The organism is Tateyamaria pelophila (assembly GCF_019966495.1).
Lineage (GTDB): Bacteria > Pseudomonadota > Alphaproteobacteria > Rhodobacterales > Rhodobacteraceae > Tateyamaria > Tateyamaria pelophila.
Window position 1 is genome coordinate 71370 of record NZ_JAIMIA010000008.1, and the last position, 20769, is coordinate 92138.

Sequence of the window (20769 nt, forward strand, 5' to 3'; positions counted from 1 at the left end):
CTGAGGAATTGGAAAACCGCAGCAGCAAACGAAGTCAAAGCCCCATAGCCCCGGTACACTTCCATTGTTTAAGCTTGATGTGAGCCAAGCGCCATTCGGGAATCCTGCGATGATGAGTTCGTTGCATCACAAGTTGCCGACGCCTGAACAATGTCTTGGGACGCGCGCCAGATCGCTTTTTTCACGGCAATCCATCGCCATTGCCGCCAAATCATCGTCAAACCGCGCAACACCGTCACGATGGCTCACACGTAGTCAGTATTTCCATTTTGTCCCGGCGGAAGGCTTTGCGCCAGCCAATCCGGAAGTTCCGGTTCGTTAAAACCCGTGACGGCAGTTCGAGCGCAGTCCGCCAGACTTCCAAAGCGCACACTGCATCCTGTTAACCCATTGGCATAATGCGCATATTTTCCAGAATTCGTCATGAGAACTTTCGCATCCGGTGGAAAAACCGGTTCTGTAATGGAGCACCAGCACATATCCGGGATGACCCGCACACCTGCCTTGAGCAAACGCGCAGTAATGCCTTCAGCGGCGGCCTCCGCAAGTACGCCTCTCCCGACTGTCACGACCGTATCCGCACAGCAGGTGTGCCCATTCAAGAGTTCGGCGAACCTGCGGCATTCCGACAAAGAGGCGTGCGGACTGCCAATGGCCACGAGGTCAACCTGGTCTTCGGCAGAATTGAAGTCGCGCCAGACTACCGCCAAATCAACAGGATTGATTTGGGACTGTTTGGCGTTGGAATGAGAACCAAGATCAGCTTCCGGCGTATGCCCCCGCACATGTATCATCGGGGCTGCCGAAGTTGTTCCGAACGCTGCGCACAAGGCTTTCAAGTCATCCTGTGTCGGTCGGGTCCTTTCGAGACCTGTCAGGACCGGAATGTCATTGGGCGATATGGCCCCCGCCAACCATCCAAGCATAGGCCACAGGGCGTCGTCGTAACTTTTGGGCAGAAAAACATGGATCACATGCCCCGGCACCCGGTTCTCAGTCAGGTAAACGCCTGTGTTGGGCGCGCGTCCGGTCATGGCGATAAACAGATCGAGGTAATCGGGATGTTTCACCGTGCGCGCGCCGATCACGGAATTCGCAAAAATCACCGCGTTGGACTCCGACCAGCCGATCATTTCACCCGCAACAGGGACATCGTCCAACAAATACGGCGCACATGTGAATGTCGGGCGCGCACCCATATTGACATAGGCATCGGCAAGACGGCTCGCCTTCTTGCCGAAATCAGGAACAACGCCCTGAGCCTGCCAGTTCTCCCGATCTACGGAAATGGCATTGATCGTCGTTGGAATGCGGGTCTTTGCCCCCATCTGCTGCATTTTTTCCGCAAAATCCAGGTTGGCATCATGCGCCAGGATGCACCCGTCAATATGTCCACGGTCAACCGTCACGAAACCATGCGCCCCTTGGGTTGCCGCCATAAGACACAGAACCTCCATCGCCATCTTGAGCGCTGGCCCGTCATGACCGTCGAGCATTCTGCGGTCTGTGTCCGTGAGTGTAAGCATGTCCGGATGCAGCGTTTGCAGCGGGATCAACTTTCCATCATAGCAAAGCCCCGCGCTTGAAACGGTTGCACGTGTCGCGGTGGCCAGATCGTCATATGCGTTTGGCGCAAGGCGGAGAACAACAACAGGAGCGTCAAAGAGCCGATCCGCGATCATGGCTCCGAGTGTCAGTATGTTCTCTTGCTCGCGGAAGACCAACGCCGCGGGTGCCTGTCCGTTCCGGGCCAGTTGCAACAGCACGCCACTGCCGCTGCACGACCCTCGGGATGTTGGCATAAGCACGATGCGACCTGCAAGCGATGCACCGTGATCTGGGTGATGTGCGTCGATGATGACCCCGGTGTCCGGATCGACTCCACCCCAAAAGCTAAGACCTTCCGCGCAGACAAGAACGTCTCCGTCAGCGTTCCCTTGAACAAGCGCCGTTGCGATGACGTCTTGCATATTTATACCGCGCCCTCGACAGCGTTCACGATGTAATCGCCAATCATCAAGTCAAGATGTGCGCCGCCACCATTCTTGAAAATGGTAATCTCGGTGTCAGACACTCGCGCCGGAGCCTCCCGGCCGATCAGATCGTAAAACTCTCCTTTGATATCCGCTTCGCTTATGACGCCCGTCGCAATGGGGATCATCAACTCGCCGATGTGATGCAGCGTTGTGTCGCGGCTGTCCACGAATATTGACCCCTTGGCGATGAGCCCATCATCGGCTTCGCGCATATCGGCCTTGAAGGCACCGATCAAATCGACATGAGTCCCTGGCGATATCCAGTCCCCCTTCAGAACCGGCGCATAGGCCATCGTGGCTGAACTGATAATGTCCGCGCGCGTTGCGCTCTCTGCCAGATCGTTCGAAACGACAATCTCTGTCCCGACTTCGCCGATGGTCTGCACGATCCTTTGGGCCTGCTCGGGTCGCCGGGCCCAGATCGCAATCTGCTCCAGCGATGGAAAGATCTCCAGATAGGCATCGACCAACGCCTCGGCAATCGCCCCTGCCCCAACGATCAACACGCGCTTGCTTTCAGGCCGTGCCAGCAGTTGCGCGCCCAGAATGGAATCGCTCACAGTCTTGATCTTGGTCACGAGACGGCTGTCGATGATGGCTCTCAGGCTGCCGGTGTCGGGCTCATAGACCATCATCGCCCCTTGCGTCGTCGGCAGTCCTTTGGCGGCATTGTCCCTGAAAACTGTGACCGCTTTGACGGCATAGCCCAATCCTTCGATGTACGCACTGCGGTTCAGCAACGTCGCGTCCGACGGTCCAATGAACACATCGGCAATGTCTGCCTTGGGCCGCAGATGGCCCGCGCGCAATGCGTCGACGGCCTTTTGCCATGACATCAGCCCCAAGGCGCCGTCGTAACCGATGTATCTGTGTGCCACAGGCGCTCTCCTTTCGGTTACACGACATCCGGCGCAAAGATTTGCGGATACAGGTTCCGCATCGCCGTTTCGTCCATTTCGGTCTGAAACTTGTGACTTTGGGACAACGCGTTGGCGCGCACAGCGGCAGGACGGGCATCAATGGCATCCAAAAGGCGCTTGATGTTCGTAAAGCGCTCGAATGCGGATGGCTCTTCGAGCACGAACGGAATGCGCGGCGCCCAACCCCAGACCGCCATATCGACGATCGTATATGTGTCGCCCATCATATAGGTCCGGTCCTCAAGACGATCTTCGACGATCTGCCAATGGCGGTTGGTCTCGAAATGGTAGCGCTTGATCGCATAGGGCAGCTTTTCGGGGGCCATATTGCGGAAATGGAACGCTTGCCCGGAATAGGGGCCGACGCCCGTGGCGATAAACATCAGCCAGGACAACATTTCCCCACGCTGGTCGGCGGGCGGCAGGAACTGCCCCGTCTTTTCCGCCAGATAGAGCAGGATCGCATTGCTGTCGAAGACGACCGTCTCGCCATCCCGAATGGCAGGGACTTTAGCATTGGGATTGATGGCGCGGTACCCGTCTGTGTGCTGATCGCCGCGCTTCGTATCGATAGGCACGGGTTTATAATCCAACCCGCTTTCCTCAAGAAAAAGGCTTACTTTCAGCGGGTTGGGTGCTGCGTTATAGAAAAACTCGATCATGGCGGTCCCTTTTGGCGGTGCTGGTTCAGTGGCGCAGAATTTTCGAAAAGAAGTCGCGGGCCCGGTCGGTCCTCGGGGTGTCGAACAATTCTGTCGGTGTGCCCGCTTCGATGATCTGACCGGCATCCATAAAGACGACTTTGTCGGCCACCTCGCGGACAAAGGCCATCTCGTGACTGACGATAACCATGGTCATACCCTCGTTTGCCAGTTTGCGAATGGCATCGAGGACTTCATTCACCAATTCTGGATCCAGGGCCGAGGTCACCTCGTCCAAAAGCAGGATCTGCGGTTTGAGCGCGAGCGCCCGCGCCAGCGCCACACGTTGTTGCTGGCCACCGGACAGTTGATCGGAAAACGCGTCAGCCTTGTCGGACAGCCCAACGAGGCCGAGCAATCTGCGCGCTTCCGACATCACCTCGGATTTGTTCCATTTCTTGATCTTCAGCGGTGCCAGTGTGAGGTTCTGCATCACGGTCATGTTCTGGAACAGGTTGTATTGCTGAAACACGACGGCCATACGGTCGCGTGCGGCCCGCACCTCTTTAGCCGACGAATAGTTCATCGTCTCGCCTGCAATATCCACCGCGCCGCCGGTGATTGGAGTAAGGCCCATCAAGGCGCGCAGAACCGTGGATTTGCCCGACCCGGAAGGCCCGACAAGGGCTGCAATCTCCCCCTTCTCTATGGAGAAGCTGATGCCCTTGAGGACTTCAAGTGAACCATATTTTGCGCGAACGTCTTTGACCGCGAGGTGTGGCAAGGCGTTTCTCCAGATATTGGCCGAGCATGCTCAGCGGGAACGACATGAGGAAGTAGCAAAGCGCGATGGTGCCGAATACCAGAATACCGGAATAGCCTTGGTTGTTCAGCTCTTTGCCGCGGAATGTCAGCTCGAAGACGCCGACCTGACTGACCAGTGCCGTGTCCTTGATAAAGCTGACGGCAAAGGCGATGGCAGGCGGTATGATCACAGGCCAGGCCTGCGGCAGCACGATCCGCAAGTTGGTCTGCAACCGCGACAGATTCATCGCCTGGGCAGCTTCGATTTGCGCCAACGGGACACTTTCCAGACCTCCGCGAATGATATCGGCCGTATAGGCGACCGCGTACAGGCAGATGGCAATGACAGCGATTGTAAAAAGCGAGGCGTTCGGCGTCACCGTCTGGATGAAGAACAACACCAGATAGATGACGACGATGAAGGGAATGCGTCGAAATACCTCGACATAAAGGATGCAGACAAAGCGCAATGGCAACGCCCAAAGCCCCGGCGTCTGGCGCAGAAAGACCAAAACGAATGCCAGACCGAAACCGATCAAACAGCCCGCCACTGTCATCGCCAGCGTGAGGCCCGCGGACTCCAGCAAAAGGATGAGGTTCGGACCGGAAAAGAAACGGGGCATCTGTTCGAGGATACGCTCCATCAGAAAATCCTCGCCTTGACGCGGAATGCCCACCGCCCGAGCAACGCAAGCCCGATCGACGCCACGAAGGTCAGCACGACATACATGCCGGCGACGACAGTAAAGTATTCGAGCCAGCGGTAATTGACGCTGGACAGGTTGATCGCCTGACCGGTCAATTCGTCAACGCCGATCAAGGCCCCGACCGACGTGCCCATGACCAGAACGACGATGAAGAAGTTCGCGAGTGCCGGATAGATCGATTTGGCGATGTGGGGCACGATGATGTAGCGGACCTGCTGGAGCAGGGACATGCCAAGGGTTTGGCCTGCCTCGATCTCGGTGATGCGCACAGACAAAAAGCCAGCGCGCAAGATCAGTGTCAGGTATGCTCCGGCGTTCAGCGTCAGGCCGATGATCAAACACGCTTCATTTGACCAGCGCAGGCCGACTTCGGGCAGACCGAAGTAGAGGAAATAGATTTGTATGAGTGCGGGCGTGTTTGTGATGAACACGACATAAACGTTGACCACAAACCGGACAGGCCAGGGCCCGTATGTCTTGAGCGCGGCACAAATCAGCCCGATGATGGCACCGCCCGCAAACGCGAAACACCCAAGCTGGAATGTCAGCCAAGCCCCTTCGAGCAGTTCAGGGAAATTGTCCCAAACGACACCGAATTGAAATTTATAATCCATTTATATGCGCGCGCGCGAGCGCCCCGGAGCGTATGAAACATGCCCGAGGCACCCGTTTCCTTTCAATCAGAAGTAGGGATCAGGATCGACGGTCCGCAACATAGGCGCGCCGTAATGCTTCTCCCACGTCTCATTGATCATGCCCGAGGAATGCAGGTTGTACAGAGCGATGTTCAACACTTCGGTCAGGTTTTCGTTGCCTTGGCTGACCCCGATAGCACAGTAGGCCACGAAGATCGGTTCTTCGACCACGCGCCAGTTTACGTCCGGGTAGTTCTCGGTGAAGGCCATGAAGAAGTCGATGTTTTCGACAATCGCATCGGCCCGTCCCTGCCCCACAAGGCGCACGGTGTCGGCCAGCGTATCGACAAGCTCAATCTCGACATTCGGCATGTTCTCACCGGTCCAGTCGACCGTCCAGTTGCCGCGCATATTGGCCAGCGTCATGCCTTCTCTGTTGAAGTCCTGCCAAGTGTCGCCTTCGACCTCTTCGGTTGTCAGCACGGCCAGAACTTCGGTGTGCAAGGGTACCGTATAATCAATCAGCTTGGCACGTTCGGTGTTGCGCGTCAGGGCGCCCAGCGAGATGTCAATGCGATCCGAAACAAGGAACGGCACGCGTTGCGGCGTCTCCGTCGGCACCCATTCGGCCTCGACGCCAATGGCGGCGGCCAATGCGTTTCCGACGTCGATATCGAAGCCGACCCACTCACCCGCGTCATTTCGCGTGCTCATATTGGGGAAATTCGGGTTGATTCCGATGCGCAATTTGCCGTCGGACAATATCTCGTCGAGGCTTTTGGCTTCGGCGCCGGTAAAGGCCCCTGCCGCCATGGCAAGTACAGCAATACCCGCTAGAAATTTTCTCTTCATCATCTCTCGCAACTCCCGTGTTGTTTCGTCCGAATCGGGGCTCTGATCAAAGAATTTTGAAGCGGCACCCAAATTGTGCGCAAAATGAACTTTTGTGCGGATTTAGCGTCGGGGACATTTCCCTTTGTGTCAATCCCTGATGATCGCCGGTGCGGTTGCGTTCGATCGGCCGGGGCTTTCACGGCGCGTTAAAAAGCAGACAACCTGATTTGACGCGCGCAGCTTGTGCGGTGTCGTCCTTGCCGATTTTGGCGACTGCTCTCAATTCCCATTGCAAACGCGTTCGCCTGCTGGCCAAATACTTCAATGCGTATCGGGCTGATAGTCAATCCATTTGCCGGGCTTGGTGGTGCCGTTGGCCTGAAAGGGACCGACGGACCGGACACCGTTGCCGAGGCAATGCGGCGGGGCGCGCAGGCAAAAGCGGGCGCGCGGGCACGTTTGGCATTGACCAGATTGGCAGACCGCGTTCCCGGGGCCGCCATCACACTGGCCGCCGGCGCATTGGGCCAGAACTGGGCAGCAGATCTGGACCTGGATGCGACGATCATCGCAAGCCCCACGGTGACGGGCACCGCCCGCGACACCAAGGAAGCCGTTCGGGCCATGGGTCCGCTTGATGTGATCGCCTTTGCGGGAGGCGACGGCACGGCCCGCGATGTTGCAAGCGTTGCCAATGGTGCCGCCCTTCTGGGCATTCCCTGCGGCGTCAAGATGCACTCAGGTGTCTTTGCCGTCTCGCCGCACTCCGCCGGTGCGATGCTGGCAGATCTGATGACGTCGCCGGACCGTGTCAGTTGGCTGGACGGTGCCGAAGTGATGGACATCGACGAAGCGGCGTTGCGAAACGGCATTCTTGCGCCGCGTCTTTATGGGCTTGCGCGCATTCCGGTCTCACGCAACCTGATGCAGGCCGCCAAGGGCGGACCACGGCAAGACGCGGCCAGTGCTTTGTCGAGCGCCGCCCAAGGCATCGTGGCCGACATGGACGAACAGACGCTTTATATCATTGGTCCCGGTACCAGCGCAGGGGCGGTCATGACAGCAGCAGGCCACACGGCGACCCCCTTGGGCGTGGACGCCATGCTGAACCGCGCGCTTGTGGCCCAAGATGCGGACGACGCAACCTTGAAGGGTCTCGCCGAAGGTCGCGACGTGCGCGTCATTCTGGGGGTGACGGGGCAACAGGGCTTCCTGCTGGGCCGCGGCAATCAACAAATCGGTCCCGCGTTGATCGCCAAGGCAGGCCGCAACGGCCTCATCATTCTGGCCACCGAAGACAAGCTGAGCGCACTCGCCCGGCCGCGCTTGCTGGTCGACACCGGAGACCCTGATCTGGATGCGGAACTCGAAGGGTTTGTACGCGTCTCGACCGGGGCCAACCGCGAGATGATGATGCGTATCGCTTCTGGTTGATTAGCATTGTGCGATATGCGAACATTTGTGCAATAGAGATTCAGTTGCTGTTTGCTGCACAATCCGGAGGCCCATGATGACCGACACAACCCGCGCACATCCGTGGATGGCGAACTCTGCCCCCGGCGCAATCCAGGCGATGCTTGACGAGATTGGCGCCGCGTCCGTTGCGGACGTATTTGAACAGATTCCCCAGGATCATTTCAGAACCACACCGCTGGACTTGCCACCGACGCTGTCGTCGGAAATCGAATTGAAGCGGGATCTGGTCAGCAAGCTGAAAAAGAACAGTGATTGCGAAACCAATCTCAGCTTTCTGGGGGCCGGCGTCTGGCAACATCATGTGCCGGCAATCGTCGACGAAATTGTAGGCAGAACCGAATTCGCAACCAATGTCTGGGGCAGCTACCAATCCGATCACGGTCGCAATCAGGCGTGGTTCGAGTTCTCGTCACAACTTGGCGCATTGCTGAACCTCGATGTGGTGCAGTTGCCGGTGTATTCCTGGGGTTGTGCCATCGGCCACGCGATGCGTATGGCCCAACGGATCACGGGCCGCTCAAAAGTGATCGTGTCGCAATTGTCCGATCCGGAGCGATTGTCGGTGATCCGGACCTATTGCCAGCCCTCGGCCATGGAAAGTCATATCGAGGTTGTCATGGTGGCCGTCGACCCGACCACCGGCCGCATCGATATCAACGATATGAAATCCAAGCTGGATGGCGACGTGGCTGCCGTCTATGTCGAAAACCCGGCCTATCTGGGTACGATCGAGACCGAAGCCGCCGAAATCGCCCGGCTGGCGCGGGCCGCAGGTGCCGAAACCATCGTTGGCGTCGATCCTGTCTCACTCGGGGTCATGACCGCGCCCGGCGATTACGGTGCGGATATCGTCACCGGTCCGGTACAGCCGCTGGGTGTCCATATGCAATGCGGCGGGGGCGTTGGCGGGTTTATCGCTTCGCGCGACGAAGAAAAATACGTTCTGGAATATAACGGTTTTCTGGTCTCGATCGTTGAGACGCTGGAGCCGGGACAAGTCGGCTTTGGATTGGCTTGCCCACACCAGAACTCCTATGGATCACGCGAGCACGGCAAGGACTGGACGGGAAATTCCACCTATCTCTGGGCGATTGCCGGGGCGGTTTACATGAGCCTTTTGGGGCCAGAGGGTTTCCGGGAACTGGGCAATCTGATTGTCAGCCGGGCGCGTTACGCGGCCAAGTGCCTGTCCGAGGTGCCGGGGGTCAAGATTGTCTGGCCTGATACCACCTTCAAGGAATTCGTCGTCAATTTCGACGATACCGGCAAAACCGTCGCCGAGGTCAATGACCTGCTGCGCGCGCGCGGCATCTTTGGCGGCAAGGACATTTCCGGCGAAGACAATGCCCTTGGTCAATCCGCGCTCTATTGTGTCACGGAAGTGCACACAGCCGCCGATATCCGAACACTCTGCGCCACGCTCAAGGAGGTTTTGTCATGACCCGCATCCCAGAATTCCGCGCCGCAAAATGGAACGAACCCGTTGTCATGGAAATGGGTCGTCCCGGTGCCCGCGGGCAGCTTTTTCCCGCCCCCGAGGAGGAAGTGACGCAAGCTGTCGGAACCAATCTGATCCCGGGCGCAATGGCCCGCAAGGACAGTGCGAAACTGCCCGAGATCACCGAGTTCGAGGCCCAACGGCATTACTTGCACCTCAGCCAGATGACGCTGGGCATGATGGGCATCAGCCTCTTTGGGACCTGCACGATGAAGTACAATTCAAAGACCGCCGAATATGCGACGCTGCGCCCGGAATTGGCCGAAGTGCATCCGTACCAACATCCCGACACCTTGCAGGGTGTGCTTGAGATCATTCATGATTTCGATGGCATCCTGCGCAGTTTGTCCGGCATGGATCAGTTCATATTTCAGGCAGGCGGCGGGGCAGACGCTGCCTATACGATGACCGCCGTGGCGCGCGCCTACTGGCAGGATCGTGGCATGCTGGGACAGCGCACTGAAATGGTGACGTCGATGCAGGCGCATCCGTGCAATCCCGCCACCGCCGCAGCTGCGGGCTTCAAGGTGGTGAACCTTCCGCTGGAGGAAAACGGCTATCCGTCGCTCGACGCACTCAAGGCGGCGGTGAGCGAAAAGACCGCGCTGATCATGATCAACAACCCCGACGACATGGGCATCTACAACCCCGAGATCAAGGAATGGGTCAAGGTTGCCAAAGAGGCAGGTGCGCTTTGCTTTTATGATCACGCCAACTTCAATGGGGTGATGGGCAAGCTGTCAGCGCGCGAGCTTGGCTTTGATGCGTGCATGTTCATGCTGCACAAGACATTCGGCGCGCCCAAGGCGGGCGGTGGCCCGGCAGTGGGGGCCTATGGCTGTACCGATGCGCTGGCCCCCTATCTGCCCTGCCCGGTCGTGGTGAAGGACGGGGATCGCTATGTCCTCGATGAGGACCGCCCGAAATCCGCGGGCAAGGTCCGCGAGTTCTGGGGCAACATACCGCAAGTGGTAAAAGCCTATGCCTGGTCGCGTGCGATGGGTGCTGACGGAATCAATCTGGCTTCAGATATCTCCGTGGTTGCGAATAACTACATGGACAAGAAACTGGCCGAAATTCCGGGCCTCGAAATTTCCAACCCGTCGATCAACGCCCATCGCATGGAAATGACGCGCTGGTCATTGGGACCGCTGACCGAAGAAACAGGTGTCTCTACTGTCGATTTCGCAAACCGCATGGCCGATTACGGCATCGACCCCTATTGGATGAGCCACGAACCCTGGATCGTGGCGGAGCCGTTCACGCCCGAAGCGGGCGAGTTGTGGTCAAAGGAAGACATCGACACCTGGATCGGAGTCATCGCGCAGATCGCCGAAGAAGCCCGCATCGATCCCGAAATGGTCAAGACCGCCCCCCACAATCAGGCCATCGCACAGGTGAAGGGCGACGCCTTCGAAGATCCTGCCAAATGGGCGATGACATGGCGTGCCTATCAGCGCAAAATCCTGGGCGAAAACAAAGCGAAAGGCGTTGCGTGAGCAATGGACGCGTCTGGTTTAGTCTGCGAGAACGGAAATCCCGGTCATGTTCATCGCAGGGCTGTGCCCCATGACCAGATCGGCGATCACGCGGGCGGTCATAGGTCCGGCCGTGAAGCCAACCCAGGGGAACAGGGCAAGATAGAAGCCGGGAACGCCGCGCGCTTCGCCAATGATGGGCCGCCAGTCAGGCGTCCCGTTCACCCACGCCGTCCAGCTTCGGATCGTGCGGGCCTGTGCCAGTCGCGGCACAACGCCCGCGGCCATCGCCATATTGCCCGCAAAGTTCACAGGGTTCGTGGCAAGTCCACCATGGCCGCGCACATCTGCCGCCCAACCGCCGCCAATGATGCAGCCCCCGTTCGCCGCCTGTTTCAGCGACAGCTTTCCGGCCGCAGAATAGATCAGGTGCGGTATCAAAGGTGCGATCGGTTCGGTCACGGTAACCTGAAGTGGGAAGCCGCCCAAGTCGATCTGGACGCCCAGCATGGCGGCAATCTCCGCCGCCTTGGCCCCTGCCGTGTTGATGATTTTTTCGGCATGAAAACCGCCACGCGGTGTCATGACTTCGAAAGCGCCAGCCTTACCGGACAGCCCGGTAACAGGCGTCTCGCTGTACAGTATCGCGCCGGCAGCCACAGCGGCGCGCGCGATCGCGGGCGTGGCGCGCAACGGGTTTGCCTTGCCTTCACCTGGACAAAACCCGCCTCCGATGGCGTCGTCCGACAGGTACGGTGCGATGGCGCGCAACCCGTCGCGATCCAGTATTTCCGTGGTGACACCCACGCTGGATTCCACCTTGGCCTTGGCTTCGATCAGGCGCATCTGGGATGGCTCAGTTGCGACGACGATGCCGCCGCCCAGTTTGACATCAAGATCTTCGTCTACCTCCGCCCCAAGGGCCTGCCACATCGCAATCGACTGCTGAAGGAACCGCAGCGTGGGTGCATAAGCCCGCGCCCATCCTTCTCCATAATTCACAAACTCCGGATACTGGATTTGGAGATGCAACGACCCGGCATTGGCGCCGGAGGCCTGCGCGCCCAGATCGCCCGCCTCCAACAACACAACGCGCGTACCTTCGCGCGCCAGAAACCACGCGGTCATCAGACCGACAATCCCACCACCGATCACAACGACATCCACGCGGGTCATGCCGCGCCCATCTCGAAAAGGACCACAGGATGAGACCGACCTATTCCGGCAGCCACACTGTCACAGTCACGCCGTTCACGCCGGGCGGCACAGAAATCGATTACGAGGCCTGGGAAGGGTTCCTTGACTGGCAGGTCGCGTGCGGGGTGCCGGGCGTGATCATCCTTGGAACCACGGGTGAATTCCTGACCATCAGCGACGCCGAACGCAGCGCATTCGTCAAACACACCGTCAATTACGTGAATGGACGTATGGTTGTCTGGGTCGGCACGATGAACGCGTACACGCCCAACGCGGTGCGGTACTCCAAGGAGGCCGAAGACCTCGGCGCGGATGGACTGATGATCATTCCGCCATATTACTACACGCCGACCGAGGACGAGATCTTTGAGTACTACCGGGCGATCTGTGAGGCGCAGGATTTGCAGATCATGCTCTATAACAACCCGTTCACGTCGAATGTGGATATGCCCGCACGCTTGGTTGGTCGTCTGGCCAAAAGCTTCGAGCAAATCCGATACATCAAGGAAGCCTCGCAACGCACTGAACGCATTCAGGATATTTTGGTCGCAAGCGAAGGCCACATGATCCCGTGGGCGGGCCAACGCGTGCTTGAGAGCTACAAACTGGGCGCGAAAGGATATGTGAACCCCTACGGCAACTACATTCCGCGCGCCTCGGTCAAATTCGTCGAATGGGCGGAGCAGGAACGTTGGGACGATGTCTGGGCGGTTCAATCGGTCATTTCGAAATTCGACACCATCATCACGGACGGGCATCCGCTTTACGGGCATCAATGCTATTCCAAGGCTCTTGCAGCCGCGGCCGGGCATCCGGTCGGAGATGTGCGCGCACCGATCACCACGTTTGAGAGCCTTGGTGCGGAAGGCCGCGAGCGCGTTGCCAAAATGGTGCCGCTGATGCAGGAACTGGACGCCATCGTGAACGACATCGAGGCGCGACCTGTAGCGGCAGAGTAGGCTCACTGCGCGCACCTCATCGGATGTAGGCCGCGCCGTTGAGGTCGATCGTGGCACCTGTCAGGTGCCGCGCCCGCCCCTCGGCCAGAAAGACCGCCATTTCCGCAATGTCGGATGGCGGCACCCATTCCCCCATTGGCAGCGTCGCGGTCACCGCCGCTTCGCCACCCGTGTTGGCGGCACTGTCGACGGACATCTGCGTGCGGACAACGCCGGGTGCGATGACATAGGCCAGGATACCCTTGGCCGCGTAGTTCCGGGCCACGGTCTTGGTCGCCGCCGCAATCGCCGCCTTGGAGGCTGCATACGAAATTGCGCCGGGGTTCGATGTCCCGCGTGTCGTGACCCAGCTTCCGATGGCGATTACCGCGCCGCCCGTACCCGCATCCAGCCAAGCCCGCACCGCGTGGCGCAGCAAACGTGCGGGCGCATAAACGTTGACGGCCATGGACCGGTGCCATGCCTCGTCCCAATCCTCAATCGGGTCCTCGATCCCGCCCGCCTGCCGCATGATGCCCGCATTGTTGACCAGCACGTCGATCTGACCATCTGCGGCCACCACAGCCTGATCCCAGAACCCGTCGACCGCATCCATATCGCCAAAATCGGCCTGCAACAGCGTCACCTGCCCCGGTGCGGCATGCGCTGTCGCCGCTTCGACCCCGGCACGATCCCCGCCATAATGCGCGATGACCGTTGCGCCCGCGTCGATCATTGCCACGGCAGTCGCAGCGCCAATCCCCTTGGACGCCCCCGTAACGATGACTGTCTTTCCGGAAAGTGTGCCCATGCTCTATTTCCTTGATACAAAGGGGGTTGCGCGCAATTTGGGATTGCAGCGTGCGTAAGGGGCAGGCAGGGCAATCTCTTCGTCCAAGGCGACCGCTGCTTTCCAGGTCCAGCGCGGGTCCCACAGCATGCCACGGGCCAGTGCGACCATGTCAGCCTGTCCTGTCCGCAGGATCGTCTCTGCTTGAATGGGGTCTGTGATCTGTCCCACCGACATTGTCGCGATCCCGGCCTCTGCGCGGATGCGGGCAGAGAAATCCACCTGATATCCCGGCCCGACGGTGATCTGCTGTGCCTGATCCAAACCACCCGACGAGACATCGACCATGTCGCAGCCCAAGTCCTTGAGCGCACGGCAGAATTCAATCGATTGTTCGATGTCCCACCCGCCTTCGATCCAATCCGACGCGGACAGGCGCACCATCACGGGTTTATCCTCCGGAAAGGCTTCGCGCACCGCTTGGAAAACCTCCAGCGGATACCGCATCCGCGCGTCAAGGCTGCCTCCATATTCGTCGTCCCGCGTATTGGTGATGGGCGACAGGAACTGATGCAGCAGGTATCCGTGCGCCACATGCAGTTGGATGGTGTCGAATCCCGCGCGATCTGCACGCATTGTGGCATCCACGAATGCCTGCTTGATACGCTCCAGATCCGCAGCGTCCATGGGATCAGGTGCGGGCCATCCGGGCAGATAGGGGACGGCCGATGGAGCCTGCGGGTGCCATGCCCCCTCCCCTTCAATCATTTGTCCACCTAGCCAAGGCGCGACGGTGCTGCCCTTGCGGCCAGCATGGCCAAGCTGAATCCCGATGGCCATGTCACCCACGGACTTCATGAACGACACAATCCGCGCAAAAGCCTCTTCGGTGGCGTCGTCATAGAGGCCGGTGCAGCCCAGCGTGATCCGCCCATCGGGTTCGACGCCGGTCGCTTCAGTAAAGATCAGGCCGGACCCTGACAGCGCAAACTGCCCCAGATGCACCATGTGCCAGTCCTGCGGCACGCCGTCCTTTGCGGAATACTGGCACATGGGCGCGACCGTGATCCTATTGGGAATCGTAAGCCCGCGCAACGTGATCGGTGAAAAGAGTGTACTGGCCATTTGGCGTCCTTCATTTCGGATTGCCCCACGCATTCGTGCGGTATAGAAACATTTGTGCGTAGATTGAACATGTCAGGCCAGTCTGACAAGTGGAAAGGGACCCCATCCAAATGACAAAACTTGAAGTCGCCGCCAGTACGTTTCCATTTCTCTATTCGCATGACGGTCTGGGGGCGATGAAACATCTTCAGGGCCTTGGTTATGATATCTTCGAGTTGATGGTCTTTCCCCCGCATTGCTGGCCGCGCGAAATGTCCGCCGAACAGCGCAAAGAGTACAAGATATGGCTGGATGGCGAGGGTCTCCGCATCTCGTCTTTTTGCTATCCGCTTCTCGACAACAATCCAAACGGCGTCGACAAACTGATGCGCGAATACACGCTGGATCGGTATCGCGAGGCCATCGATTTTGCCGCTGAATTGTCCTGCCCTTACGTTGTCGCGATCCCGGGACCTGTCAATAGCCTGATCAATCCGCCACACCAATGGATGCTGGACTGGTTCGTCGAGGGCATGAAGGCCTTGGTCGATCATGCCAACGGCACCGGAGTTGAGCTTTTGCTGGAAAACGTACCGTTCACCTATCTGCCCACGGCGCAGGATATGGTGGACACGGCAAATCTCATCGGTCCGGAGGTCGGCATCAATTTCGACGTCTGCAACAGCGCGTTCATCAAGGAAGACCCCGCCGCGGCGATCCGGATGATGGGCGACAAACTCAAGAACGTGCATATCTCCGATAGCGGCTATGACGAGTTCGTGCATGCCCGTCTTGGCACCGGCGTTGTCGATCCCGGCCCGGTTTTCGAGGCGCTTACGGACATTGGCTACTCCGGTGCAACCGTGCTTGAGATCATCGCCGACGCGCTTCAACCCGGAGCGGATCCAGACGGTGACATCAAGGCAAGCCACAAGATTCTGGCAGATGCAGGCTGGAACCCTTTGCCCTAGACAAGTCCCGCTTCGACGGGGAGGACGGTACCTGTCATGCCGGCCGAAGCGTCGGAGCCAAGGAAATGAGCCGCATTGGCCACATCCTCAGCGTTTGCCATGCGGCCCAGAGCTGTTTCCGCGGTCATGGCCTGTACCACTGTGTCCGGATCAGGTCCGCCCGCGTCGTGACGGACCTGTATTCTTCCCAACAAAGCATCCGTCGCGATCGGGCCGGGTGCGAGGGCATTGACGCGGATGCCGCTCGGTCCAAGGTCAAGCGCTGCGGCCCGCGTGATGCCGATGGCCGCATGTTTCGATGCGGTGTACAAAACTTGCTGATGATGCGCGCGAAACCCATTGATCGACGCCATCACCACGACGGAGGCATGCTCGGACTGACTCATCACGTTTGCAAAAGCACCGATGCTGGCCGCAACGCCCCATGTGTTGATAGCCATGACGCGTTGCCACTCCTCGCCGTCAATGTCACGCAAGCCGCGCCACGGCGGGACAACGCCTGCATTGGCGACGAGGATGTCGACGGTACCCAGCGTGTCGGCAAGTTCCACCAGTTGGGCTTTGGCCTCGGGTGCGCCGACGTCACAGGCAAAAAAACCGAACCCTTGCGGGGAATGCTCCTGGGCCATTGCAAGGTCAACAATCGTGACCGACGCCCCCGCTTCCGCCAATCGCAATGCGATCGCGCGACCCAACCCCGATGCGCCCCCTGTAACGACGGCAGTTCTGTCTGTGAGGTCTTGTGAAAGGGCCATGATCTACGTTCCTTCTTGCGGGGCGCCATGTCTGGCGTGTATTCGTACTTTTGTTCGCCATGCGCACCATGGCAAGAGAAAGGTTCATTTTGACTGACACGAAATACAACCGGGTTGTCATCCTTGGTGCGGGATTTATCGGCATCTCCTTTGCCGCAGTCTTCGCCGATCACGGCTGGCCCGTGACGCTGATCGACCCGGATCCACAGCAGCGCGACAAGGCCACTGATGGCATCGCCCAGCAACGGGAGGCGATGGCCCTGGCCGGGCTGGACAAGGGTCTCGCAGGGTCTGTCGAGGTCGTTGACGCGTTAGACCATGCGCTGAAACAGGCCACGCTTGTGATCGAATGCGGCCCAGAGAACCTGGACATGAAACAGGAGATCTTTGCACAGTTGCTGTCATCGACCGCATCGGAAACGCTGCTTGTGACAGCTTCTTCTGCAATCCGGATGTCTCAGATCGTGACCGACCCCGCGCAGCAAACGCGATGTCTGGTCGCCCACCCGGTCAATCCACCGGCCGTTTTGCGCCTGATAGAACTCTGTCCAGCGCCCGGTACGTCGCCTGACGCAGTCGACCGCACTGCAGCACTCTTCGCCGGTGCTGGTTTCGAACCGGCTATCCTCGCGCGGGAAATCGAGGGGTTCCTTTTGAACCGATTGCAAGGTGCAGTCCTGCGCGAAGCATATCGGTTGGTCGATGACGGCATTGCAGAACCAGATGATATCGACCGGGTGATGCGACTTGGCCTCGGGCCTCGCTGGGCGTTGTCAGGGCCGTTCGAGACCGTTGAGCTTAACACGCCCGGCGGGATTGCGGCGCATGCTGCGCGGATGGGCCCGGCCTATCAACGGATGGGAGAGCAGCGCGGCGAAACGGTGGACTGGTCCGCACCGCTTGTCGCCCGCGTGGCGGCAGCCCGTGACGCGGCGCGCGGCAGTCAAACCGTTGCAGAACGCGCGGCGTGGCGGTCTACCGCAGTTGCCAAACTGGTTGGCTTGCGCGACCATTTGATGCGGAGCGATGGATGAGCACAAACCGTTTTTTCTTTGATGGCCAACCCATCGTCTTTGGCCAAGGCCAGTCGATCGCTGCCGCATTGACCAACGCTGGACTACGTGCGTTTCGGCATACGGCCAAAGGCGCGCACCGAGGCATGTTCTGCGGCATGGGCGTGTGCCAGGATTGTCTCGTCACCATAGATGGCATCCCGAACCAGCGCGCCTGCATGACGCCCGCAGCATCGGATCTGGCGATCGAGACGCAAGTCGCCTTTCCTGTGCTGGAGGACATGCCAGCCCCTGTAAAGTCAAACCCCGCGCGCGTTCTGGAACCAGATGTCGCGATTATCGGTGGCGGCGCCGGCGGCCTGTCAGCGGCCATCGCCGCGCGCACGGCCGGAGCAAGCGTTGTCGTACTGGACGAGCGAAAGGTAGCGGGAGGGCAATACTACAAGCAATCCGCCAGCCAGCCGCCGCTGGATGCGCAACAGCGTGAAGGCGCGTCCCTGCTGGAACGCGCGCACCAGAGCGGGGCAGAAATCATTGGTTCCGTTGAAATCTGGGGGGCGTTCGACGGCCCGTTGTTTCTTGCGGATGTTGCCGGCGCGGCGCTGATCGTCCGGCCCAAGACCGCAATCATCGCCACGGGCGCATATGAACGCCCACGTATGGTGCCCGGCTGGACAGTGCCCGGTGTAATGACGACCGGTGCCGCGCAAACCTTGTGGCGCAGTTATCGCACCCTGCCCGGTCAGCGCATCGCCGTATGTGGTTCGGGGCCGTTGAATGCACAGGTCGCTTTGGAACTGGCTGAGGGTGGCGCGGATGTGGCCATGGTGGCCGAAGCCGCCGCTCCACCTTGGCAGCATCCATGGCAAGCGTTTCTGGCCTTAACGGCAGATCCCGGCCTTGTCTTCATGGGGTTGGGCATGATGCGCAATCTGAAAAGGCGCGGCATCCCGCTTCACCACCAAACGACGCTCCAAAGCGTCGAGCAAAAAGGCAAAGGTCTGCTGGCTACGTTCAAAACCGCGTCAGGAGTACAGATCAGTGAAACCGTCGACGTCGTCTGCATGAACGATGGGTTTGAACCGCAGAACGAAATTCTAAGGCTCCTTGGGGCGCAAATGCGCTATGATACGGCGTTCGGGCACCTCAGATGCACGCGAACCGCTGGCATGGAAACAACTGTGCCGAATATTTTTGCCGTCGGCGACTGCGCCGGGCTGGGTGGTGCGCCGGCGGCGCGGGTCGAAGGCGAGATTGCCGGACGCACCGCAGCGTCCCGCGCAGGTTTCGGAGACGCTTATGATCTGTTCGCTGACCTTCGACGCCTCGACCGCTATCGCCGCTTTCAGGCGAGCCTCTGGAAGATGCATGACATTGCCCCAAAGCCTCTTGACACAGCGGCGCGCGACACAATTGTTTGCCGGTGCGAAGAAATCACACTGGGCGAGGTTATGGACGGCCTCGGGACTGCACCGGGCCATGTCGGAACCCTGAAACGTGCCACACGAGTCGGTATGGGCCGATGCCAGGGCCGCTATTGCGGGCCGGTGGCGACACGGCTGGTGGCCGAGGCCATCGGCAAACCCGTAGAAGATTTCAGCAATTTCGCGCCGCGCGTCCCGATCAAACCTGTCGCCATCGCGTCGATCCTCGCCGCGCAGGAGGCGCTTGATGACCTCGACTGACGTCCTTGTCATCGGTGGCGGTATCGTCGGGCAGGTCACTGCGATCCGTTTGGCGCAAGCAGGCGCGCGGGTCACCGTCGTTGATGCAGGTCTCAACGCAGGCTCAACTGCAAACGCAGGAAGTCTGCACGTCCAGATGCAAAGCCGCTTCATGCGGCTGTATCCCGACCAGGTTCCAAATATCGAGGCATCACTGCCGCTTTATTGTCAGGCTGTGGAGGAATGGGTCCACCTTGATCAGCAATACGGTTCCTTCGAATTGGTGCGCAAAGGCGGCCTGATGCTCGCCGAAACCAAAGCCCAACTGGCATTTCTGGAGAAAAAGGCAGAACGCGAAAACCAGAAAGGCGTGTCGGTGGACATGCTCGACAGATCGGCTCTGGAACGGATCGCGCCGTGGTTGGGACCGCAGATCATCGGCGCCGAGCTTTGCCGGAACGAAGGAAAGGTCAACCCTTTGGCGGCGAACCTGAGGCTGCGCGCCGTCGCGGACAAACTGGGTGTGCAGTTTGCACAGGACCATATCCGCAGCCTGTCCGCCGACAACCAGATCAAGGCGATTGGCCATTCTGGTACGTATAGAGCTGACCGCACAGTCATAGCGGCAGCTTGGGGCGCCGGTGCGCTTGTGCAGAGTTTTGGCATGGCAATTCCTTCGATAGCAGAACCCTTGCACATGAATATCACCGAAGCCTGTTCCGCGCGGATCGAGCATCTTGTGCAACACGCCGAACGCTCCATCACACTCAAGCAATTCAATTCCGGTCAGATCGTGATCGGCGGTGGTTGGCCTGCGCGTGACCAGGGCACCAACCGCGTGCCGACAGTCGAACCGTCATCCTTGTTGGGAAATGTATCTCTGGCCGCACGGCTTGTACCGACCATTGGCCATGTGCGCATCATTCGCACATGGGCGGGTATGAACACGACGATGGATGGGGCATCCGTCATCGGACCATTGCCCGGCTGTGATCGGGTGGTGATGGCGGTGCCTGGGGACGCAGGCTATACATTGGGGCCACTCGTTGCCCGTCTGGCCGCGGACTGTGTTCTGGGGCAACCCGACCATGGCAGGATTGACCGCTACAGCCCGACGCGTTTCGCCGCCTAGAGCGTGTCTCTGCTTTTCAGATTCAGGATTCCCAGATTGGCTGTGATGTGATTCCCTGGCCTTGAGGCAGGCATGGGGGTTACAGATGGGCAAGCCACATCCAATAGAACTGCGAACGCGTGTTGTTGCGTTTGTCGATGAGGGCCATGGACACCGCGAGGCGGCGCGGCATTTCC

19 protein-coding genes are annotated in these 20769 nt (G+C 59.3%); 8 read left to right on the forward strand and 11 right to left on the reverse strand.

Features of this window, described 5'->3' with window-relative positions; translation table 11 throughout:
- Window positions 1-245 precede the first annotated feature (245 nt).
- The 7 genes from lhpI to LC354_RS04765 all read right to left on the reverse strand — a co-directional run bounded on the left by lhpI (window position 246) and on the right by LC354_RS04765 (window position 6598).
- Window positions 246-1970 carry a cis-3-hydroxy-L-proline dehydratase gene (gene lhpI / locus LC354_RS04735; RefSeq protein ID WP_223421696.1) on the reverse strand — a complete coding sequence of 575 codons (1725 nt, stop codon included), beginning with the start codon at window positions 1968-1970 and terminating at the stop codon, window positions 246-248.
- A 2-nt stretch (window positions 1971-1972) separates the two neighbouring features.
- On the reverse strand, window positions 1973-2914 hold the full coding sequence (locus LC354_RS04740; RefSeq protein ID WP_223421697.1) for an ornithine cyclodeaminase family protein: 942 nt from the start codon (window positions 2912-2914) through the stop codon (window positions 1973-1975).
- A gap of 17 nt (window positions 2915-2931) precedes the next feature.
- The gene (locus LC354_RS04745) at window positions 2932-3618 is read right to left on the reverse strand and encodes a glutathione S-transferase family protein (protein WP_223421698.1); all 687 of its coding nucleotides are present in this window, start codon (window positions 3616-3618) and stop codon (window positions 2932-2934) included.
- A 25-nt stretch (window positions 3619-3643) separates the two neighbouring features.
- Window positions 3644-4381, reverse strand: coding sequence for an amino acid ABC transporter ATP-binding protein (locus LC354_RS04750; protein WP_223421699.1), 738 nt, complete (start codon window positions 4379-4381; stop codon window positions 3644-3646).
- A complete protein-coding gene (locus tag LC354_RS04755) occupies window positions 4332-5045 on the reverse strand; it encodes an amino acid ABC transporter permease (RefSeq protein ID WP_223421700.1) in 714 nt (237 codons plus the stop codon). Before LC354_RS04755 ends, LC354_RS04750 begins: the two co-directional genes overlap by 50 nt.
- On the reverse strand, window positions 5045-5722 hold the full coding sequence (locus LC354_RS04760) for an amino acid ABC transporter permease (RefSeq protein ID WP_223421701.1): 678 nt from the start codon (window positions 5720-5722) through the stop codon (window positions 5045-5047). The genes LC354_RS04755 and LC354_RS04760 overlap by 1 nt, the downstream gene beginning before the upstream one ends.
- 66 nt (window positions 5723-5788) lie before the next feature.
- A complete protein-coding gene (locus tag LC354_RS04765; protein ID WP_223421702.1) occupies window positions 5789-6598 on the reverse strand; it encodes a transporter substrate-binding domain-containing protein in 810 nt (269 codons plus the stop codon).
- 303 nt (window positions 6599-6901) lie between these two features.
- On the opposite strand from LC354_RS04765, the gene LC354_RS04770 reads away from it, so the two are divergent.
- The 3 genes from LC354_RS04770 (at window position 6902) to gcvPB (ending at window position 11050) form a co-directional block, all read left to right on the forward strand.
- On the forward strand, window positions 6902-8011 hold the full coding sequence (locus LC354_RS04770; RefSeq protein WP_223421703.1) for an ATP-NAD kinase family protein: 1110 nt from the start codon (window positions 6902-6904) through the stop codon (window positions 8009-8011).
- A 73-nt stretch (window positions 8012-8084) separates the two neighbouring features.
- Window positions 8085-9494: an aminomethyl-transferring glycine dehydrogenase subunit GcvPA gene (gcvPA, locus tag LC354_RS04775; RefSeq protein WP_223421704.1), complete on the forward strand. Its 1410-nt coding sequence runs from the start codon at window positions 8085-8087 to the stop codon at window positions 9492-9494.
- On the forward strand, window positions 9491-11050 hold the full coding sequence (gcvPB, locus tag LC354_RS04780) for an aminomethyl-transferring glycine dehydrogenase subunit GcvPB (RefSeq protein WP_223421705.1): 1560 nt from the start codon (window positions 9491-9493) through the stop codon (window positions 11048-11050). Before gcvPA ends, gcvPB begins: the two co-directional genes overlap by 4 nt.
- An 18-nt stretch (window positions 11051-11068) precedes the next feature.
- Here the strand turns inward: gcvPB and LC354_RS04785 are convergent, their stop codons facing one another.
- A complete protein-coding gene (locus tag LC354_RS04785; protein ID WP_223421706.1) occupies window positions 11069-12205 on the reverse strand; it encodes an NAD(P)/FAD-dependent oxidoreductase in 1137 nt (378 codons plus the stop codon).
- A 29-nt stretch (window positions 12206-12234) separates the two neighbouring features.
- Between LC354_RS04785 and LC354_RS04790 the strand changes: the two genes are divergently transcribed.
- Window positions 12235-13185, forward strand: coding sequence for a dihydrodipicolinate synthase family protein (locus LC354_RS04790; RefSeq protein ID WP_223421707.1), 951 nt, complete (start codon window positions 12235-12237; stop codon window positions 13183-13185).
- Window positions 13186-13201: 16 nt separating this feature from the next.
- Here the strand turns inward: LC354_RS04790 and LC354_RS04795 are convergent, their stop codons facing one another.
- Both LC354_RS04795 and LC354_RS04800 read right to left on the reverse strand, forming a co-directional pair.
- On the reverse strand, window positions 13202-13975 hold the full coding sequence (locus LC354_RS04795) for an SDR family NAD(P)-dependent oxidoreductase (RefSeq protein ID WP_223421708.1): 774 nt from the start codon (window positions 13973-13975) through the stop codon (window positions 13202-13204).
- Between the two features lie 3 nt (window positions 13976-13978).
- Window positions 13979-15079, reverse strand: coding sequence for an NADH:flavin oxidoreductase/NADH oxidase (locus LC354_RS04800; protein ID WP_223421709.1), 1101 nt, complete (start codon window positions 15077-15079; stop codon window positions 13979-13981).
- 110 nt (window positions 15080-15189) lie between these two features.
- On the opposite strand from LC354_RS04800, the gene LC354_RS04805 reads away from it, so the two are divergent.
- Complete coding sequence (locus LC354_RS04805) at window positions 15190-16029, forward strand: sugar phosphate isomerase/epimerase family protein (protein ID WP_223421710.1); 840 nt, start codon at window positions 15190-15192, stop codon at window positions 16027-16029.
- On the opposite strand, the gene LC354_RS04810 is transcribed toward LC354_RS04805, so the two are convergent.
- Window positions 16026-16784, reverse strand: coding sequence for an SDR family NAD(P)-dependent oxidoreductase (locus tag LC354_RS04810; RefSeq protein ID WP_223421711.1), 759 nt, complete (start codon window positions 16782-16784; stop codon window positions 16026-16028). The two genes, LC354_RS04805 and LC354_RS04810, sit on opposite strands and share 4 nt — an antisense overlap.
- A gap of 68 nt (window positions 16785-16852) precedes the next feature.
- Here LC354_RS04810 and LC354_RS04815 point away from each other — a divergent pair, with 68 nt between their 5' ends.
- From LC354_RS04815 to LC354_RS04825, 3 genes are read left to right on the forward strand one after another with little or no spacing between them, the layout of a single operon-like run.
- Entirely contained in the window at window positions 16853-17818 is a 966-nt protein-coding gene (locus LC354_RS04815; RefSeq protein WP_399202975.1) for a 3-hydroxyacyl-CoA dehydrogenase NAD-binding domain-containing protein, read from the forward strand.
- Window positions 17815-19482: an FAD-dependent oxidoreductase gene (locus LC354_RS04820; protein ID WP_223421713.1), complete on the forward strand. Its 1668-nt coding sequence runs from the start codon at window positions 17815-17817 to the stop codon at window positions 19480-19482. The genes LC354_RS04815 and LC354_RS04820 overlap by 4 nt, the downstream gene beginning before the upstream one ends.
- Window positions 19469-20593 (forward strand): NAD(P)/FAD-dependent oxidoreductase, encoded by a 1125-nt coding sequence (locus LC354_RS04825; RefSeq protein WP_223421714.1) that lies wholly within the window; start codon window positions 19469-19471, stop codon window positions 20591-20593. Before LC354_RS04820 ends, LC354_RS04825 begins: the two co-directional genes overlap by 14 nt.
- The last annotated feature ends 176 nt before the right edge of the window (window positions 20594-20769 follow it).

Excerpts from the sequence above, each read along its gene's own strand:
- lhpI (WP_223421696.1), bottom strand. The coding sequence starts at position 1,970 with ATGCAAGACGTCATCGCAACGGCGCTTGTTCAAGGGAACGCTGACGGA.
- LC354_RS04745 (WP_223421698.1), bottom strand. The coding sequence starts at position 3,618 with ATGATCGAGTTTTTCTATAACGCAGCACCCAACCCGCTGAAAGTAAGC.
- LC354_RS04755 (WP_223421700.1), bottom strand. The coding sequence starts at position 5,045 with ATGGAGCGTATCCTCGAACAGATGCCCCGTTTCTTTTCCGGTCCGAAC.
- LC354_RS04760 (WP_223421701.1), bottom strand. The coding sequence starts at position 5,722 with ATGGATTATAAATTTCAATTCGGTGTCGTTTGGGACAATTTCCCTGAA.
- LC354_RS04765 (WP_223421702.1), bottom strand. The coding sequence starts at position 6,598 with ATGATGAAGAGAAAATTTCTAGCGGGTATTGCTGTACTTGCCATGGCG.
- LC354_RS04770 (WP_223421703.1), top strand. The coding sequence starts at position 6,902 with ATGCGTATCGGGCTGATAGTCAATCCATTTGCCGGGCTTGGTGGTGCC.
- gcvPA (WP_223421704.1), top strand. The coding sequence starts at position 8,085 with ATGATGACCGACACAACCCGCGCACATCCGTGGATGGCGAACTCTGCC.
- gcvPB (WP_223421705.1), top strand. The coding sequence starts at position 9,491 with ATGACCCGCATCCCAGAATTCCGCGCCGCAAAATGGAACGAACCCGTT.
- LC354_RS04785 (WP_223421706.1), bottom strand. The coding sequence starts at position 12,205 with ATGACCCGCGTGGATGTCGTTGTGATCGGTGGTGGGATTGTCGGTCTG.
- LC354_RS04790 (WP_223421707.1), top strand. The coding sequence starts at position 12,235 with ATGAGACCGACCTATTCCGGCAGCCACACTGTCACAGTCACGCCGTTC.
- LC354_RS04795 (WP_223421708.1), bottom strand. The coding sequence starts at position 13,975 with ATGGGCACACTTTCCGGAAAGACAGTCATCGTTACGGGGGCGTCCAAG.
- LC354_RS04800 (WP_223421709.1), bottom strand. The coding sequence starts at position 15,079 with ATGGCCAGTACACTCTTTTCACCGATCACGTTGCGCGGGCTTACGATT.
- LC354_RS04805 (WP_223421710.1), top strand. The coding sequence starts at position 15,190 with ATGACAAAACTTGAAGTCGCCGCCAGTACGTTTCCATTTCTCTATTCG.
- LC354_RS04810 (WP_223421711.1), bottom strand. The coding sequence starts at position 16,784 with ATGGCCCTTTCACAAGACCTCACAGACAGAACTGCCGTCGTTACAGGG.
- LC354_RS04815 (WP_399202975.1), top strand. The coding sequence starts at position 16,853 with ATGGCAAGAGAAAGGTTCATTTTGACTGACACGAAATACAACCGGGTT.
- LC354_RS04820 (WP_223421713.1), top strand. The coding sequence starts at position 17,815 with ATGAGCACAAACCGTTTTTTCTTTGATGGCCAACCCATCGTCTTTGGC.
- LC354_RS04825 (WP_223421714.1), top strand. The coding sequence starts at position 19,469 with ATGACCTCGACTGACGTCCTTGTCATCGGTGGCGGTATCGTCGGGCAG.